Raw genomic sequence first — 15,319 nt, 5'->3', positions numbered from 1 at the left:
GCCTGCGTTGAACCCGTTCCCCCGCCCAATGAGGTTTTTTTGAGTCGTTCCCTACCCAGATCCCTCACCGTTCCGTCATCGCCACCCGGAATCCTACCGCGCCATTGCGATAATCCGGTTGATAATCATGCCGATTGGCCACCCGCACAAAAGCTGCGGCATTGTTCCAACTCCCTCCCCGCAACACCCGACTCCTGCCCCGCTCCGGTCCAGAGGGATCCACAACCACCACACCCGACTCATACCGACCCTGCCAGTCGGCCACCCACTCCCACACATTGCCCAGCATGTCGTGCAACCCCCAGGCGTTCGGCGCCAACTGCCCCACCGGATGGGTTCGCTTCAGGGCGTTGCCCTGGTCATACCCAAACCAGGCATGCTTCTCCATCAACATCCCATCATCCCCCCAGGGATGAATGGTGGTCGTGCCGGCACGGGCCGCATACTCCCACTCGGCCTCGCTGGGGAGTCGATAGAGCCGCTCCTTTTCGCGATCGTTGAGAAGGCGCAAAAACTCCTGAATATCCTCCCAACTGACACTCTCCACCGGCAACCGCATGCCGACGAATTGCGACCGCTGCGCCCCCATCACCGCCAACCACTCGGCCTGGGTCACCTCGTATCGACCCAGATAAAAGGATCGGGTGATCTCCACCGCATGCGCCGGGGTTTCCGCCGCCACCGCATCCGGATCCACGGCGGGATCCGAACCCATGATGAAACGCCCAGGGGGAATGCGCACCAGCTCCATGCCGATGGTGTTGACGATGACCGCCTCGGACTCCGCATGTACGCCGTTCGACCAGGTTCCGGCCAAAAGAAGAACCAGCGCCAGCGCCCATCCGACCCATCTTCCCTTAAAAGCTTCCACGACGCATCAACTCCTTGAGCTGCACGGCCAACAAACCAATGGCGAAAACCAGAATCGCCAGAAAAATGTTGCCGATCCCGAGAATGAACAGGCTGAGCAGCTTGGTGGCCAAGGCCCCGACCAGACAGAACGCGGACAGAAGCAGACAGAAAAGGCTGAGCAGGATGAAGATCTTGATCGGGTTGTAATAGAGGATCGCCTCGATGATGTATTGCAGGGTGCGCAGGGTATCCCGAAAAAGACGCACCTTGCTCGAACCGATGCGGGAGTGGTACTCGATCGGCAGATGATCGATGAAACGACCGGTCATCTGATAGGCCATGGTCAGGGAGGTGGTGAAGCTGAAGGTGTTGCACAGCCGTGGCAGATAGGGAAGAATGGTCTTTCTGGAAAAGATGCGCAAACCGGAGTTGACATCCGGCACCGGCTGCCCGGTGGTGAACTCCACCAGCATGCGCAACACCGCCCGCAACGGCGACTTGAGGCGCGACTCCCGATAGTGGGGACCGGTCCGTTGTCCCACCACCATGTCGAATCCCTGCTGATAGCGCTGCCACAGATCGCCGACCCGCTCGATGGGATAGGTGCCATCGGCATCCAGGATCACCACCGTGTCGTGACTGGCGGCGAGAATCCCCTTTTTCAAGGCATTGCCGTAACCACCCGGCTTGGGATGGCGGATCACCCGCGCCCCCTGACGTCGCGCCTCCTCGCCGGTGGCATCGGTCGAGCCGTCATCCACCACGATCACTTCCGCCGGCTCCAGGGCGTGTTGACGGGCTACCGCCTGACATTTGCCCACGGTTTCGGCAATGGCGGCAGCCTCGTTGAGTGCGGGAATCACAAAACTGATCATCTCTTTCTGACCACCAGCATGAGGGATTGACCGAAAAGCCCCCGGGTCAAGGGGGTGAGCAGCCTGGAGATGGGCAGAAGATACCGCACGAAAAAGCGGATCTGGGCGTTGCAACCCGCGCCATCCAGATCATCATGGGCGATGAAGTTGTTCAACCCCCAGCCGAAGAATCCCACCGGATTGAAGAAATCGACCCGGATCACCTCTGCCGGCTGTTCGGAAAAGAGCGCCAGCAGGTCATTCCGGCCATAACGGCGCTGATGATGGGCCAGCCGGTCCAGATCGTTGTACAGGAAGGTGTGCGCCGGAACCTGGATGAGCAGATGTCCACCCGGTTGCAACAGCTCCAGCAGATGGGTCACCGCCTGGCGATCGTCGGGCACATGTTCGAGTACGTTGCAACAGAGAATGGAGCGCACCCGCCCCACCCCGGCCAGGGAGTCCCGATCGGCGATGTCGGCGGAAACGAAGCGCAAACCCGGATAGGTCCGCGCGGCTTCGGCCACGGCCTCAGGATCGATGTCCAGACCGATGTAGTCGCCGATGGCGGCCAGATCGGGCACGAAACCACCATGTCCCAGTCCGATCTCCAGAATCGGCCCCTGGAGATGGGGTCGGAAGGTGTCCAGAATCCAGCGCGCATAGGTCGTGGCTTCGGCCACCGCCGAAGAGTAGGTCGCGGAAGAGGCGATGACCGTCATGCGGACTCCTTGTCCGGGAGAGAAGGGTTGGATGACGTCACGACCGGCTGTTTCCAGGCGATCCAGCCGTTGTACGCGATCTGCCAGATCAGGAATCCGAGCAGGGGTTGAATGAAGATCGAGGTGGCGCGCAAATAGCGATCCATGGGAGGTTCGACCAGGACCACCAGCAGGGTCAAGGGCAGAAAGGTGGCAAGCGCCACCACGGACAACACCCCCAGATGGTGATGCCCCTGACTGGGAAAGCGGTTTGTGCCGGTTTTGAGCGCCAGGTAAAGACGCCACAGCACGATCAGAAACAGGATGGTCAAGGTGTACTCGGAGAGGATGAGCCGATCGCTGACGTAGATCAACGACTCCACCACCCCGGTGACCACCCAGCGGAAATAGTCGCCGGGATGGATCAGGATCAGCTCGCGCGACAGCCGGGAGAGCGCGGCGTTGACGCGCACCGGATCCGCGCCGTGCAGCTGTTCCGCCGCCGGGACGGTGATCCGCCAGATGTATTCGTTGTAGTGGCGCCAGGCGCCGGCGGTATGGATCCGATAGCCGAACACCAGACGTTTCTGATCGTCGCCGGGTTCGGGGCGCGGCGGATTCTGACCGATGCGGTGCAGGATCGCCTCGGCGAGGGGTCGGCTCTCCGGGGAGAGAGCGGGAAGCGTCTCCCGGGTCAACTGCGGGGTGGTGAGCCCCACCAGGTTGTAGCCGCCAAAGGAGACCAGTCCGAAATGGCCCACCACGATCAGGCGCAGCAGACAATAAAGGAAGAACGGCGCGATGGCGACCCAGAGATAGGTTGTGAGTTTTTGTTTGAACAGCCGCCGATCCACGCGGAATCCATCGACCGGGCCGCGGATCCACAACAGCAGCATGCCGAGCATCGGCACGATGAGGATCATGGGCAGATAGCTGGGCCGCATGTGGTAGCTGGCCGCCGTGCAAAGGCCGAGCAGGAGCCAGAGGAGCGGGTTTGTTTTCAACGGTCTGGCATTGATGAACAACAGCAGCGCCACCGTGAGCACCACCAGGGAGAGGGCCAGGGAGTCGGTGGCGATCTTGGCGAAGAAGGTTTTGAGGAGCAGGATCGGCAGCACGGCGCAAAGGGCGCCGGCGGCGGGGAGTCCGAAGCGGATCAGGGCGAAATAGAAGACCGTTCCCGTCAGGAGTTGGGCGAAGAACTGGACTGCGGCAATGCCGTGCTCGGAGCCGAACAGGGCCAGATGGGCACGCAGATAGAGGGGATAGCCGATGGTGCGGATCGAGGAGAGCAGTTCAACCCAGTCGAAGGGCGCGGCGACGAAATCGAGATAGTTGTCCCTGGTGGGTTTGTTGATCAGATGACCGGTGCGCCATTGATACCAGGCGTAGAGCGTGACGGTCAAAAGCAGCAACAGCGTGGGCAGATGGTCGCGTAACACGCGCGGGAAGCGTTTCATTCTGGCGGCCTGTCAGCGGGTGATGGCGAGGGTGGCGTGATCGCACCTGTCTGGAGCATCCACAAAAAAGCGCGTGTATCATCGTATAGATTTACGTTAATTCAAGCGCCTTTGTCAAGGTCGCCCGCTCGGCGTTGCGGCATGGCTTCAGCCTGATGATTTCTCCTGGAGGGCGGTAGCGTCGCGGGGTTGAATCGTGTTATGGTAACGTTCGAAAGCGCTGTTTGGTGCGTGCCGAACACCCTTTCACCCACAACGGACCCACCCAACGATGGATCACAAGACCAATCCGGCGAAACAGGCAATGGAGATGACGGCAATTTGGCAGGCAGCGCGCGCGCTGATCCAGGAACAGCTGGCTCCTCCTGTTTTCGATATGTGGATCAAGCCGTTGCGTCTTGGCCGAGCCGATGATCCCCAGCGCATCGAAATTCTGGCCAGCAACGATTTTTCCGCCAGCTACGTGCGGGATCACTACGGTGCCCTGTTGACCACCGCCTTCTCCTCGGCGCTCGGCCAGGGAGCCCGTCTGCTGTTTCACGTCGATCCGGATCCGCCGGCCCGACAGGTCGAGGAGTCCCCCGCCTCGCCGCCGCCACCCACCGGCGCCCGGTTCGGGGTGGATGGACGCTACACCTTCGAGAACTTCGTGGTCGGAAGTTGCAATCAATTCGCCCATGCCGCCGCGGCAAGGGTGGCGGACGCGCCTGCGACCGCATATAATCCGTTGTACATCCAGGGTGGGGTGGGACTCGGCAAGACCCATCTTCTGCATGCCATCGGCAACGCCCTGCTGCGCGCCCGACCGGAGAGCAAGACGCTCTACATCACCTCGGAAAAGTTCATGACCCAGTTGGTGGACTCATTGCGTTTCAAGCAGGTCCACAACTTCAAGGAGAACTTCCGTTCCGTGGATGTGCTGCTGGTGGATGACATTCAGTTCATCGCCGGGAAAAAGGCCACTCAGGAGGAGTTTTTCCACACCTTCAACGCCCTCCAGGAGGCCAACAAGCAGATCGTCATCTCCTCGGACAGCTATCCGGGCGAGATCGAACATCTGGAAGAGCGGTTGCGCTCCCGGTTTTCGCAAGGATTGGTGGCGGATATCCATCCCCCGGATCTGGAAACCCGCATGGCGATCCTGAAAAAAAAGGCCGCCGTGGAGGGGATGGAGCTGTCCGATGATGTGGCTTTCTTTCTGGCCGAGGCGATCCAAAGCAACGTGCGTGAGCTGGAAGGGGCCCTGATCCGGGTGTTTCTGCTCGCCTCCCTGGAAAAAGAACCGGTCACCCTGTCGTTGGTGCGGGAGTCGTTGCGCGGCACGTTGCGGCGTGGGGAGCCGCGTCTTTTGTCGATGGACAAGATCATCGAGACCGTGGCCGCCTATTACAAGATCCGCCCGTTGGATATACGGTCGGACAAGCGGGCCAGACGTTTCAGCCATCCGCGCCAGGTGGCGATGTTTTTGTGCAAGCAGTTGACCAAGGCCTCCTATCCGGAGATCGCCCGGGAGTTCGGGGACCGCAACCACACCACGGTGTTGTATGCCGTGGACAAGATCGCCTCCCAGCAACAGGTCGATGTCGATCTGGAGCAGGCGGTCGGAACCCTGGCGGGCATGTTGCGCAAGTGAGTCATGGATGGCAAGAATGATTTTTTGTCACGATTCAGGCCCCCCACCATGGCAGGGGACCGGGGACCGAAGGTTCCGGGCTTTATAAGTTGCGGAAACGGAGTCTCCGAGGTTTGGTTTTTGACGTTGCTTTAAAGTCAAAAGCAAAATCCTGGGAGAGGAATCTCCCAGACGCTCTACTTAAATTTCTTCAACGGTAAAAACCACACATTCCAAACCGGGTGCGGTTTAAACCGGGAATGATTGAAACAACGACGACAAGGCGGTTAAAAATGGAATTTTTCATCGACCGTGACCCTTTTCTGAAAGTTCTGGCGCGCATCCAGAGCGTGGTGGAGCGACGCAACACCATGCCGATTCTCGGCAATGCCCTGCTGGAGGTGGCCAATGGTCAACTCACCGTCTCCGCCACCGATCTGGAGGTGTCGTTGCGCACCGTGACACGGGTCGAAAGCGTGGTGGAAGGGGCGATGACCGTCGGTGCGCGGGTGTTGTTCGACGTGGTGAAGGAGCTGCCCGCCAAGGCGATCCGGTTGCGCGGCGAGGGTGAGCGGCTGCTGTTGACCTGCGATCGGGCCCGCTTCGATCTGGCCACCCTGCCGGCGGCGCAGTTTCCGCGCATCCCGGACGCGGACGGGGAGTTCCGTCTGGCGATCCCCCGCGAGCAGCTGATCGGCATGCTGGAACGGACCCAGTTCGCCATGTCCACGGACGAGACCCGTTACGTATTGAACGGCATCTTCATGCAGCTGACCGCCGCCACCGAGGTCGATCAGCCGGGTCGGATCCGCATGGTGGCCACCGATACCCACCGCATGGCCATGGTCGAACAGTCCCTGGAACACGCCGTACCGGAAAATCGGGAGGTGATCCTGCCGAAAAAAGGCATCCATGAGATCCGAAAGCTGCTCGAAGAGGACGATTCGCCCCCGGAGATGATCCTTGGCGAAACCTACGCCCAGCTGATCAAACCCGATCTGACCCTGGTCACCAAGGTGGTGCAGGGACGGTTTCCGGATTGGCGCCGGGTGGTGCCGACCGGCAACACGGTGCGACTGACCACCACCCGCGAGGCGTTCCATCAGGTGGTCAAGCGCATTTCCACCCTCTCTCACGAAAAATCCCTCGGGGTGCGGCTCTCCATCGAGGAGACGCGCATGCGTATCGTGACGGTCAGTCCCGAGCAGGAGGAGGCCGAAGAGGAGATGGCCGTCACCTTCGACGGTCCCAATCCGTTGACCATCGGCTTCAATGCCCGGTATCTGCGCGAGATTCTCACCGTGATGAGCGGCGAGACCGCCCAGTTCGCCCTCAAGGACGACGAATCCCCGGTATTGGTGTACGATCCGGAACGTGGCGATGCGTTGTTCGTGTTGATGCCGATGCGGGTGTGATGGCTGGTGTCGCGGGTTCGGGATGGGGATCGTTTCCGTGGTCCGCGACAGGCGGAATGGTCCCGCGACAGGCGGAATCGTCCTGCGACGGACGGAATGGTTTGAAATGACCGGATCAAGTGGGCTTGCATGCATCTGGAATCGCTTCGTCTCAAGGATTTCCGCAACATCTCCGAGGCCCATTTGACCTTTTCTCCCGGCCTCAATCGCATCATCGGCGCCAATGGTCAGGGAAAGAGCAATCTGTTGGAGGCCGTGGCGTTGTTGGCCAACGGTCGTTCGTATCGCAAGGCATCCGCCGCGGTCATGCGGCGTTGGGATCGGCCCTGGTTCCGGGTGAGTGGCGCGGCGCGGGCGGGCGGCATGCGCCGCGCGTTGGATGTGATCGGCGAGTCGGGTCGGCAGGTATTCCGTCTCGACGACAAGCCGGTGGAGTCGGTATCCGGCATGGAGCGGGTGTTGGTGGCTGTGGTGATCACCCCGGAGAGTGCCTTGTTGGCGCGCGGTGCGCCGGTGGAGCGGCGTGCCTTTCTGGATTGGGTGATCTTTTCCGCGGACCGGCGTCATGGGGTGGAGTCGCGGGAGTATCAGATCGCCGCGCGGGCGCGACAGCAGGTGTTGCGCGGGGCGGGCGATTTGCGCGAACTGGACGCCTGGGAGGCGCAGTTGGCGCGGTTGGGGGCGCGCATCGGTCAGCGGCGACAATGGGCGATGAGTCATTTGGCGCGGTGGTTGCCGGATCATCTGGAGCAGCTTGGTTTGGATCCCGGTTTGTGCGCGGTGGCGTTGGTGGGGGAGAGTGCGGAGGTTTGTGCGCGGGAGGGTGAGGTTGAGCGGGTGGAGGCGGCGTTGCGCGAGTCATTCCTATACGCGCGCGCGCGGGATCGCGATACCGGGCAGACCGGGGCCGGGCCGCAGCGGGATGATCTGGAGTTGCGGTTATCCGGTCATCTGGTGGCCCGTTACGGGTCGCGGGGGCAGCAGCAGCGGTTTGCGTTGGCTTTGAAGTTGGCCGAGGCGGATTGGTTGGAGGAGATGATCGGGGAGGCGCCGTTGATGGTTCTGGACGATCCGGCGGCGGAGTTGGATCCCGAGGGGGCGCGGGCGTTGATGCGGGTGTTGTTCGGGCGAGGGCGGCAGGTTTTCGTGGCCGCGCCGGTGATGGATGGATTGGGGTGGCCGGGTGGGCGTGAAGATGCGGTGGCGGTGGGATTTTCCGTGACGGCGGGGGTGGTGACGAAGCTGGTCTGACTGTTGCGGGGGACGGGGGCCGAAGGTCCCCGGAGATGGTGAGCTGATCTGACTGTTGCGGGGGACGGGGAGCCGAAGGTCCCCGGAGATGGTGAGCTGGTCTGACTGTTGCGGGGGACGGGGGGCCGAAGGTCCCCGGCGGAGGTTCGGAGGCAGCGCCTCCGAGGTTCTGTTTTTGACTTTATCCTTTGATCTTAAATTTTATTTCCGTATTTTGCCTTTGGCGCGCTCTACAAAAAAAGCGATTTTCACGTTTTTTGTGAAAATCGCTTGCGCGCAGCCTTGGAAGGTGCGTCGTTTTGCGTTTTTGGCAAAACGACGCACCTTCGCCTTGCCTTGAAACAGGTCGCCGGAGACGGCTTTATGTTCTGACGAGCAACGCTCCATAAGGCCGAAGGCTCTGCCTCCGTACTTAAGCCGGGGGCGATTATCGCCCCCGGTCCCCGGACGTACACGAATCACCGCCTTAATGAAGGAAACCCCGCATGACCACGACGGACGAAAACGATACCCCGGCCAATGCCAGCTCCGAATACGGCGCGGATAGCATCAAGGTCTTGAAAGGATTGGAAGCGGTCCGCAAACGGCCCGGCATGTACATCGGCGATACCGACGACGGCACCGGCCTGCATCACATGGTTTTCGAGGTGGTGGATAACGCCATCGACGAAACCCTGGCCGGCTACTGCGACCGGATCGACGTGATCCTGCGCGTGGATGGTTCGGTGACCGTGCGCGACAACGGACGCGGCATTCCCACGGATATCCACCTGGAAGAGGGACGCTCCGCCGCCGAGGTGATCATGACCGTGCTGCACGCGGGTGGCAAGTTCGATCAGAACTCCTACAAGGTGTCGGGCGGTCTGCACGGGGTGGGTGTGTCGGTGGTGAACGCCCTTTCGGAACGACTGGAGCTGACCATCCGCCGCAACGGCGAAAAATGGCATCAGGAGTACCGGGATGGCGACCCGGTGGAGCCGATCCGCCGCATCGGCACGGCCAAGACCACCGGTACCGAGGTGACCTTCCTGCCCAGCCGGCAGGTGTTCACGGATGTCACCTTCTCGTTCGATATCTTGTCGCAACGGCTGCGGGAACTGTCGTTTCTGAACTCCGGGGTGAATATTTTCATTCGTGAGGATGCCACGGAAAAGGAGCATCACTTCCATTACAAGGGAGGAATCCGCTCGTTTGTGGAACATCTGAACCGGGCCCGCACGCCGATCATGACCCCGCCGGTCTGTTTTATCGAAACCAAAGGGGTGATCCAGGTGGAGGCGGCGTTGCAGTGGAACGACTCCTATCAGGAGAACGTCTACTGCTTCACCAACAACATCCCGCAACGGGACGGTGGCACCCATCTGATCGGCTTTCGCTCCGCGCTGACCCGCGTGCTGAATCAATACGCCCTGACCATCGGACTCTTGAAAAAAGACAAGGGGGCCACCCTGGCCGGCGAGGATTGCCGCGAAGGGTTGACCGCCGTGCTGTCGATCAAGGTGCCGGACCCGAAATTCTCCTCGCAAACCAAGGAGAAACTGGTCTCCTCCGAGGTGCGGCCCGCGGTCGAAAGCGTGATGGCGGACCACCTGACCACCTATTTCGAAGAGCATCCCCAGGATGCCAAACGGATTCTCGGCAAGGCGGTGGAGGCGGCCACGGCCCGCGAGGCGGCCCGCAAGGCCCGCGAGTTGACCCGACGCAAGAGCGCGTTGGAAATCTCCTCCCTGCCCGGCAAGCTGGCCGACTGCCAGGAGAAGGATCCAGGCTTGAGCGAACTCTATCTGGTCGAGGGGGACTCCGCCGGCGGGTCGGCCAAACAGGCGCGGGATCGCAAGTTTCAGGCGATCCTGCCGTTGAAGGGCAAGATCCTCAACGTGGAGAAGGCCCGGTTCGACAAGATGCTCTCTTCCGCCGAGGTCGGCACGTTGATCACCGCGCTCGGCACCGGCATCGGCGCCGAGGAGTACAACATCGCCAAGCTCCGCTATCACCGCATCATCATCATGACCGACGCGGACGTGGATGGCTCGCACATCCGCACCCTGCTGCTGACCTTCTTTTTCCGGCAGTTCCCGGAGATCATCGAACGGGGTTATCTGTACATCGCCCAGCCGCCGCTCTATCGGCTGGCGCGCGGCAAGACGGTCCGTTATCTCAAGGATGAGGAGTCGCTGGTCGAGGTGCTGCTCGAGGGTGGATTGGAGGGGGTGGAGCTGATCACCGGTCAGGGGGAGACGTTGACGCCGGTCGAAACGTTGAACCTGGTGCGGGACGCGCGGCGTTATCAGGTGACGTTGGAGCGTCTGGCGCGGCGTTTCGACCGGCGGGTGCTGTCCGCCGCGGTGGAGCGGGCCCAGGTGACCGCGGACTCCCTGGCGAGCGCCGAAGAGGCGACCCGGACCGCTGAGCGGCTGCGTCGGGCGTTGGCGGACGAGGCCGGAGCGGATCGGTTGACCGTGTTGGTGGAGCTGGATGGCGAGAGCGACATGGCGGCGTTGGTGATCCGGCGCACCATTCACGGCGTGCCGGTGGACGCGCGGTTGGATGGCGAGTTGATCCGGTCGCCGGAGTATCGGGACATGTCGCAGGTGGTGCGGCGCATCACCGAACGGTTGGGCGCGGGCGCCCGGTTGCGCAAGGGGAGCACGGAGACGCCGGTGGCGGATCTGGAGGCGCTGTTGAGCCAGGTGATGGCCGAGGGTCGCAAGGGGTTGACGATCCAGCGGTACAAAGGTTTGGGTGAGATGAATCCCGAGCAGTTGTGGGAGACCACCATGGATCCGACGGTGCGCACCCTGTTGCAGGTGCGGGTGGAGGATGCCATCGAGGTGGATACGGTTTTCACGACGTTGATGGGGGATGCGGTCGAGCCGCGCCGGGAGTTCATCCAGTCGAATGCGTTGAATGTGGTGAATCTGGATGTGTGACATGACATCCCCCGATTTCGAGACCCCTCTGGGCCCGTACTGGCTGCATACAGACGCCGTCTCGATCTTGGCCCTGAGTACGCAACCAACGCCCGATTCGGCGGATCCCGCCTTGCGCCAGCAGGTGGCCGAATGGCTGGACGCCTATTTCAAGGGGAGTTTTCCGGCTCTGGATGCGCTGCCCCTCGCGCCACGGGGCACCCCGTTTCAGCGCCGGGTCTGGGAGGCGCTGCGGGAGATCCCTCCGGGCCGGATCGAGAGCTATGGCGCGCTCGCCAAACGGATCGACGCCGCGCCTCGCCCCGTGGGCGCGGCACTGGGCGCCAATCCGCTCCCGATCCTGCTCCCTTGTCACCGGGTGGTGGCCTCAGATGGCGCGTTGCGGGGATACAGTGGCCGGGGTGGGCTGGAGAGCAAACGGTTTCTGTTGCGATTGGAAGGGGTTGAGGTCACCAGGCGAGCGCGGCCTGTTTGATCCCGGATCCGGCGGTTGCGGGCAAGCGCCCGTGGCCACCGCTTGCATCCATCCGGCAAAATCGCGGCCTGTTTGATCCCGGATCCGGCGGTTGCGGGCAAGCGCCTGTGGCCACCGCTTGCATCCATCCGGCAAATCGGCAGATCCCCGCATACTCACCCGTCACCCGACTCATCTTGCGCCATCTCCAATCCGATGACCCCCACCAGCCGATGCAAGACCTGTCGGGCCTCCTGAAAATCCAGCTGGTCCAAACACCCGCCCAACTCCCGAATCAAATTCGAATAGTCCTTCTCCGAGGTCAACCCGGCCTCCAACATCGGTTTCAAACGTTCGAACAGCACGCAGGCATCGAAATCCTGTTGAATCAACATCGGTTTGAGTTGACGCAACAATTCGCCAACCGTCCGCGCATCGAATCCTTGTGCCTCCACCATCACGCCCGCCGCCGTTTCACTCCGCTCCCAGGCGCGCACCTCGGCAACCAGCTGGTCCAGGGCCCGTTCCAGGTCGTCCAACAACAACGACCATGCCGTGCTGACGGCCCCGGCCCGCAGAACCATTTCCAGGGCCCGTGCCGATTCGAATACCCGCCTGGCGGAGAGATTGCCGGCCATCCCCTTCAATGAATGGACCAGGCGCATGGCCCTGGTGCCATCTTCCGGATCGCCGCTCTCCAGCCACGACCGCAGGCGCGGTATCGACTGCTCCTGACCGCGCACGAACTCCTTCAGCAGCATGCGCGCCAGTTGCTGGTTGTGATTGACCCGATCCAGCAGTTCCTCCACCTCGATGCAGGTCAACCCCTCGAAGCTGTGACCGCCGTGCGTTGCCTCCTTCATCGCGGGGGCGCTGATGCGTTGCGACTGCGGCGCGATCCAGCGGGTCAGCAGCGCGAAGAGCTGCGCGGAGTCGATGGGCTTGGTGACGTGCTCGTTCATGCCCGCGTTCAGGCTCTCCAGACGGTCTTCGTGCATGGCATGGGCGCTCATGGCCAGAACCGGCAACTCCCGCCAGCGTGCATCGGCCCGCAGCGCCCGGGTGGCCGACAGACCATCCATGATCGGCATCTGGATATCCATCAACACCAGATCAAACGAGTCCTGTTCCAGCTTGTCGAGGGCCATCTGGCCATTGTCGGCGCACTCCACGATCAGACCCACCCCGGAGAGCATGGCTTCGGCCACCTGACGGTTGATCGGCTGATCCTCCACGAGCAGCACCCGTGCCCCGCCCAGATGGTTCACCAGGGCGTCGCGGCTCAACGGCGCGCGGCGATGCGCGGTGACGGCGCGGGTTGAGCACGCTTCACCGCTGGGTTGACCGATCTCCAACAGCACGGTGAAATGAAAGGTACTGCCGCGACCTGGCGCGCTGCGCACCCAGATTTCACCCTCCATCATCTCCACCAGACGTTTGCAGATCGCCAATCCCAGACCCGTGCCGCCGAAGCGGCGCGTGGTGCTTTCATCGGCCTGGGTGAAGGGTGCGAACAGGGCGGACTGTTTTTCCAGCGGGATGCCGATCCCTTCGTCCATCACCCGGAATTGAATCTGCTCTTTGCCCGCGGTCCGTCCGAGAGCCGCGACGCTCACCGTGATCCGACCCCGTGGCGTGAATTTCACCGCGTTGCCCACCAGGTTGAACAGCACCTGTTGCAGCCGCAGCGGATCACCGATCAGCCATTCGATCTTGCGGGCGGGGGTGATGATATCCAGGCGCAGATCCTTGTCCGCGATGTTGGGTGCGAACAGATCGGCCACGTCGGCCAGCAGATCGGGCAGGCGAAAGGGGATCTTTTCCAGGACCAGGGCGCCCTGTTCGATCTTGGAGAAGTCCAGGATATCGTTGATCAACCGGAGCAGGGTGAGGGACGATGCCTGGGCCTTGAACAGATACTCACGGGTTGTCGGCGAGATGGCGACGTTCAAGGCCAATTCGATCATGCCGAGCACGCCATTCATCGGCGTGCGGATTTCATGGCTCATGTTGGCCAGAAAGGCGCTTTTGGAGCGGTTGGCGGTTTCCGCCTCCTGGCGTGCCTGCTTGAGGTCGAAGGAGACCACCAGAATGCTGATCAGAAGGCCGATCAGCACGCACAGATAGCTGATCTGTTTAAAGAAATGTCCCAGGTCGAACCGTTCGTCGTACAGCTGGTCCGAGGTGGCCATGAACAGGGCCTCGCCCCAGAAATTGACCAGCAGTGCCAGCACCAGCCAGTGTTCGAAGGTGTTGTCCCGCCAGTTTCCCTTGTTCAGAAATCCGATCAGGGCGATCAGGAACAGGCTTGCCGGCACCCATTCTTGTGGTCTGGGCACGAACCATTCCGGATGGATGGCGCGCGGCAGGGGCATGAGCATGAAGAACAACAGGTTGGCCAGGGTGAACAGTCCCATGCCCCGGAGAACCCAGCGGGGGTTCAACCGCGATGGGTGGATGCGGGTGTCGTGACGGGTGAAAAACCAGCTCAGCACCAGGAAGAAGGCGAGGAAGAAGCGTGACGAAAACCAGCTCCAGGGGATGAGTGTGGTGTAATCCAATGCCATCGCCTGGGTAAAAGGGGCCGAGGTGACGATGGTGTGATACAGGTCCAGGAGCGCGGTGCCCAGGAATCCGGCCCCGATCAGCAGATAGAGGTCCTCTTTTTCGGTATGGTGGCGCATCAGGGCGAGCACGCCGACCATGAAGGCGAGCGTGGTGGCCACGGTTTCGAGCAGGGTATGCAGATGAACCGAGCTGGTCCAGGTGATCTGGCGTGCGAGCAGGTAGCCGGCAACCAGCACAAGGGACACGATTCCGTATTGACGGCCACGCGTCCGTGCTCGGTTCGAGGGTGCGGTGGTGGTCATACGCCCGATCGCGTTGGAGGTGGAACCGGTTATGTTACGGGGGTGTGAGGAGTTTTCCCCCTTTCAGGCCAGTATTTTTCGAATAGTAGCACGATTCCTTCGATGAGCAACCAGGCAAGCAGCATGGAGACGATGACATGGCTCAAATAGTGCGCGCCTTTCATCATCTGGTAGAGTCCCATGATCCAGCCGAGGGTGATGCCGGTGCCCAGGCCGACCCAGCGCCAGGCTCCCGGCAGCAGGAAAAAGAGCGACATGAAGGCGAAGCCGCCGGAGGGGTGGCCGGCGGGAAAGCATTTGCCTGGGCGTTTGGCTGGAAAATCGTTCGGATTGGTGGCCAGAAACGGCACATGGGGCAGATCCCCGCCGTAGCGGGTCAGGGACCAGGGGCAATGGACGTTGGAGATGTTCTTGAGGCCCGAGATCGTGCCCGGCACCACGATCAGCGTCACCAGGAGCAGGATGAGTTTGCGGCGCAGATGGATTCGGGTCTTGAATTTCCAGGAGTGGAGGAGTGTGAGCAGCGTGAGGATGGCCACGAGGGCGACGGTGCGTTTGGCGCCGGTATAGAAGATGGCGCGCCAGAAGGGATCGTCCTTGTCGATTCGCCATTGGTGGCTGTCGAACTGGAAGAAGAGATCCTGGACAGGCAGATCCATACCGGTGGTTTCGAGCAGCAGGATCAGGAGCAGCGCGACCGAGACCCAGAGGATGGAAGGTTTGATGCGCATCGGGGGAAGGGGGGCGATTGAGAACGTTTGCGGGGATGATAGGAACCCACCCGGTTGGCAACGGCCTCGAAATGGGCCAGACCGTGGATGGCGGTATTCACAGACAACACACTGGAAGGAGCCGACGGTGAAGAGTACGACAATCGCCTTGGATTTGGCAAAGAATATCATCCCGGATCCGGCGGTTGC

11 protein-coding genes are annotated in these 15,319 nt (G+C 61.6%); 5 read left to right on the top strand and 6 right to left on the bottom strand.

Annotated features, from left to right (window positions below; genetic code table 11):
* Nucleotides 1-64: 64 nt before the first annotated feature.
* Genes ACOY6C_RS14365 through ACOY6C_RS14350 form a run of 4 tightly spaced genes read right to left on the bottom strand, consistent with a single transcriptional unit; the run spans nucleotide 65 to nucleotide 3,867 of the window.
* Nucleotides 65-871, bottom strand: coding sequence for a formylglycine-generating enzyme family protein (locus ACOY6C_RS14365; protein ID WP_420906209.1), 807 nt, complete (start codon nucleotides 869-871; stop codon nucleotides 65-67).
* The gene (locus ACOY6C_RS14360; RefSeq protein ID WP_420906208.1) at nucleotides 858-1,727 is read right to left on the bottom strand and encodes a glycosyltransferase family 2 protein; all 870 of its coding nucleotides are present in this window, start codon (nucleotides 1,725-1,727) and stop codon (nucleotides 858-860) included. Before ACOY6C_RS14360 ends, ACOY6C_RS14365 begins: the two co-directional genes overlap by 14 nt.
* Nucleotides 1,724-2,428: a class I SAM-dependent methyltransferase gene (locus tag ACOY6C_RS14355; protein ID WP_420906207.1), complete on the bottom strand. Its 705-nt coding sequence runs from the start codon at nucleotides 2,426-2,428 to the stop codon at nucleotides 1,724-1,726. Before ACOY6C_RS14355 ends, ACOY6C_RS14360 begins: the two co-directional genes overlap by 4 nt.
* Nucleotides 2,425-3,867, bottom strand: a complete 1,443-nt coding sequence (locus ACOY6C_RS14350) for a hypothetical protein (RefSeq protein ID WP_420906206.1) — start codon at nucleotides 3,865-3,867, stop codon at nucleotides 2,425-2,427. Before ACOY6C_RS14350 ends, ACOY6C_RS14355 begins: the two co-directional genes overlap by 4 nt.
* Before the next feature lie 310 nt (nucleotides 3,868-4,177).
* On the opposite strand from ACOY6C_RS14350, the gene dnaA reads away from it, so the two are divergent.
* The 5 genes from dnaA to ACOY6C_RS14325 all read left to right on the top strand — a co-directional run bounded on the left by dnaA (nucleotide 4,178) and on the right by ACOY6C_RS14325 (nucleotide 11,550).
* On the top strand, nucleotides 4,178-5,500 hold the full coding sequence (gene dnaA, locus ACOY6C_RS14345; RefSeq protein ID WP_420906205.1) for a chromosomal replication initiator protein DnaA: 1,323 nt from the start codon (nucleotides 4,178-4,180) through the stop codon (nucleotides 5,498-5,500).
* Nucleotides 5,501-5,772: 272 nt separating this feature from the next.
* Nucleotides 5,773-6,894, top strand: a complete 1,122-nt coding sequence (dnaN, locus tag ACOY6C_RS14340) for a DNA polymerase III subunit beta (RefSeq protein ID WP_420906204.1) — start codon at nucleotides 5,773-5,775, stop codon at nucleotides 6,892-6,894.
* Nucleotides 6,895-7,023: 129 nt separating this feature from the next.
* Nucleotides 7,024-8,145 carry a DNA replication/repair protein RecF gene (gene recF, locus ACOY6C_RS14335; RefSeq protein WP_420906203.1) on the top strand — a complete coding sequence of 374 codons (1,122 nt, stop codon included), beginning with the start codon at nucleotides 7,024-7,026 and terminating at the stop codon, nucleotides 8,143-8,145.
* Nucleotides 8,146-8,630: 485 nt separating this feature from the next.
* Entirely contained in the window at nucleotides 8,631-11,075 is a 2,445-nt protein-coding gene (gene gyrB / locus ACOY6C_RS14330; RefSeq protein ID WP_420906202.1) for a DNA topoisomerase (ATP-hydrolyzing) subunit B, read from the top strand.
* 1 nt (nucleotide 11,076) lies between these two features.
* Nucleotides 11,077-11,550: a methylated-DNA--[protein]-cysteine S-methyltransferase gene (locus ACOY6C_RS14325; protein ID WP_420906201.1), complete on the top strand. Its 474-nt coding sequence runs from the start codon at nucleotides 11,077-11,079 to the stop codon at nucleotides 11,548-11,550.
* Nucleotides 11,551-11,705: 155 nt separating this feature from the next.
* On the opposite strand, the gene ACOY6C_RS14320 is transcribed toward ACOY6C_RS14325, so the two are convergent.
* Together ACOY6C_RS14320 and ACOY6C_RS14315 are read right to left on the bottom strand one after the other, a co-directional pair.
* Nucleotides 11,706-14,342, bottom strand: a complete 2,637-nt coding sequence (locus tag ACOY6C_RS14320) for an ATP-binding protein (protein WP_420906200.1) — start codon at nucleotides 14,340-14,342, stop codon at nucleotides 11,706-11,708.
* An 86-nt stretch (nucleotides 14,343-14,428) separates the two neighbouring features.
* Nucleotides 14,429-15,130 carry a phosphatase PAP2 family protein gene (locus ACOY6C_RS14315; protein ID WP_420906199.1) on the bottom strand — a complete coding sequence of 234 codons (702 nt, stop codon included), beginning with the start codon at nucleotides 15,128-15,130 and terminating at the stop codon, nucleotides 14,429-14,431.
* Nucleotides 15,131-15,319: the final 189 nt, after the last annotated feature.

This window comes from Candidatus Magnetaquiglobus chichijimensis, from assembly GCF_045865675.1.
GTDB lineage: Bacteria > Pseudomonadota > Magnetococcia > Magnetococcales > Magnetaquicoccaceae > Magnetaquiglobus > Magnetaquiglobus chichijimensis.
Note: the sequence above shows the minus strand (reverse complement) of the source record. Positions and strands in the feature narration are given on the sequence as shown.

Excerpts from the sequence above, each read along its gene's own strand:
- ACOY6C_RS14325 (WP_420906201.1), top strand. The coding sequence starts at position 11,077 with ATGACATCCCCCGATTTCGAGACCCCTCTGGGCCCGTACTGGCTGCAT.
- ACOY6C_RS14350 (WP_420906206.1), bottom strand. The coding sequence starts at position 3,867 with ATGAAACGCTTCCCGCGCGTGTTACGCGACCATCTGCCCACGCTGTTG.
- recF (WP_420906203.1), top strand. The coding sequence starts at position 7,024 with ATGCATCTGGAATCGCTTCGTCTCAAGGATTTCCGCAACATCTCCGAG.
- ACOY6C_RS14355 (WP_420906207.1), bottom strand. The coding sequence starts at position 2,428 with ATGACGGTCATCGCCTCTTCCGCGACCTACTCTTCGGCGGTGGCCGAA.
- dnaA (WP_420906205.1), top strand. The coding sequence starts at position 4,178 with ATGACGGCAATTTGGCAGGCAGCGCGCGCGCTGATCCAGGAACAGCTG.
- dnaN (WP_420906204.1), top strand. The coding sequence starts at position 5,773 with ATGGAATTTTTCATCGACCGTGACCCTTTTCTGAAAGTTCTGGCGCGC.
- gyrB (WP_420906202.1), top strand. The coding sequence starts at position 8,631 with ATGACCACGACGGACGAAAACGATACCCCGGCCAATGCCAGCTCCGAA.
- ACOY6C_RS14315 (WP_420906199.1), bottom strand. The coding sequence starts at position 15,130 with ATGCGCATCAAACCTTCCATCCTCTGGGTCTCGGTCGCGCTGCTCCTG.
- ACOY6C_RS14360 (WP_420906208.1), bottom strand. The coding sequence starts at position 1,727 with ATGATCAGTTTTGTGATTCCCGCACTCAACGAGGCTGCCGCCATTGCC.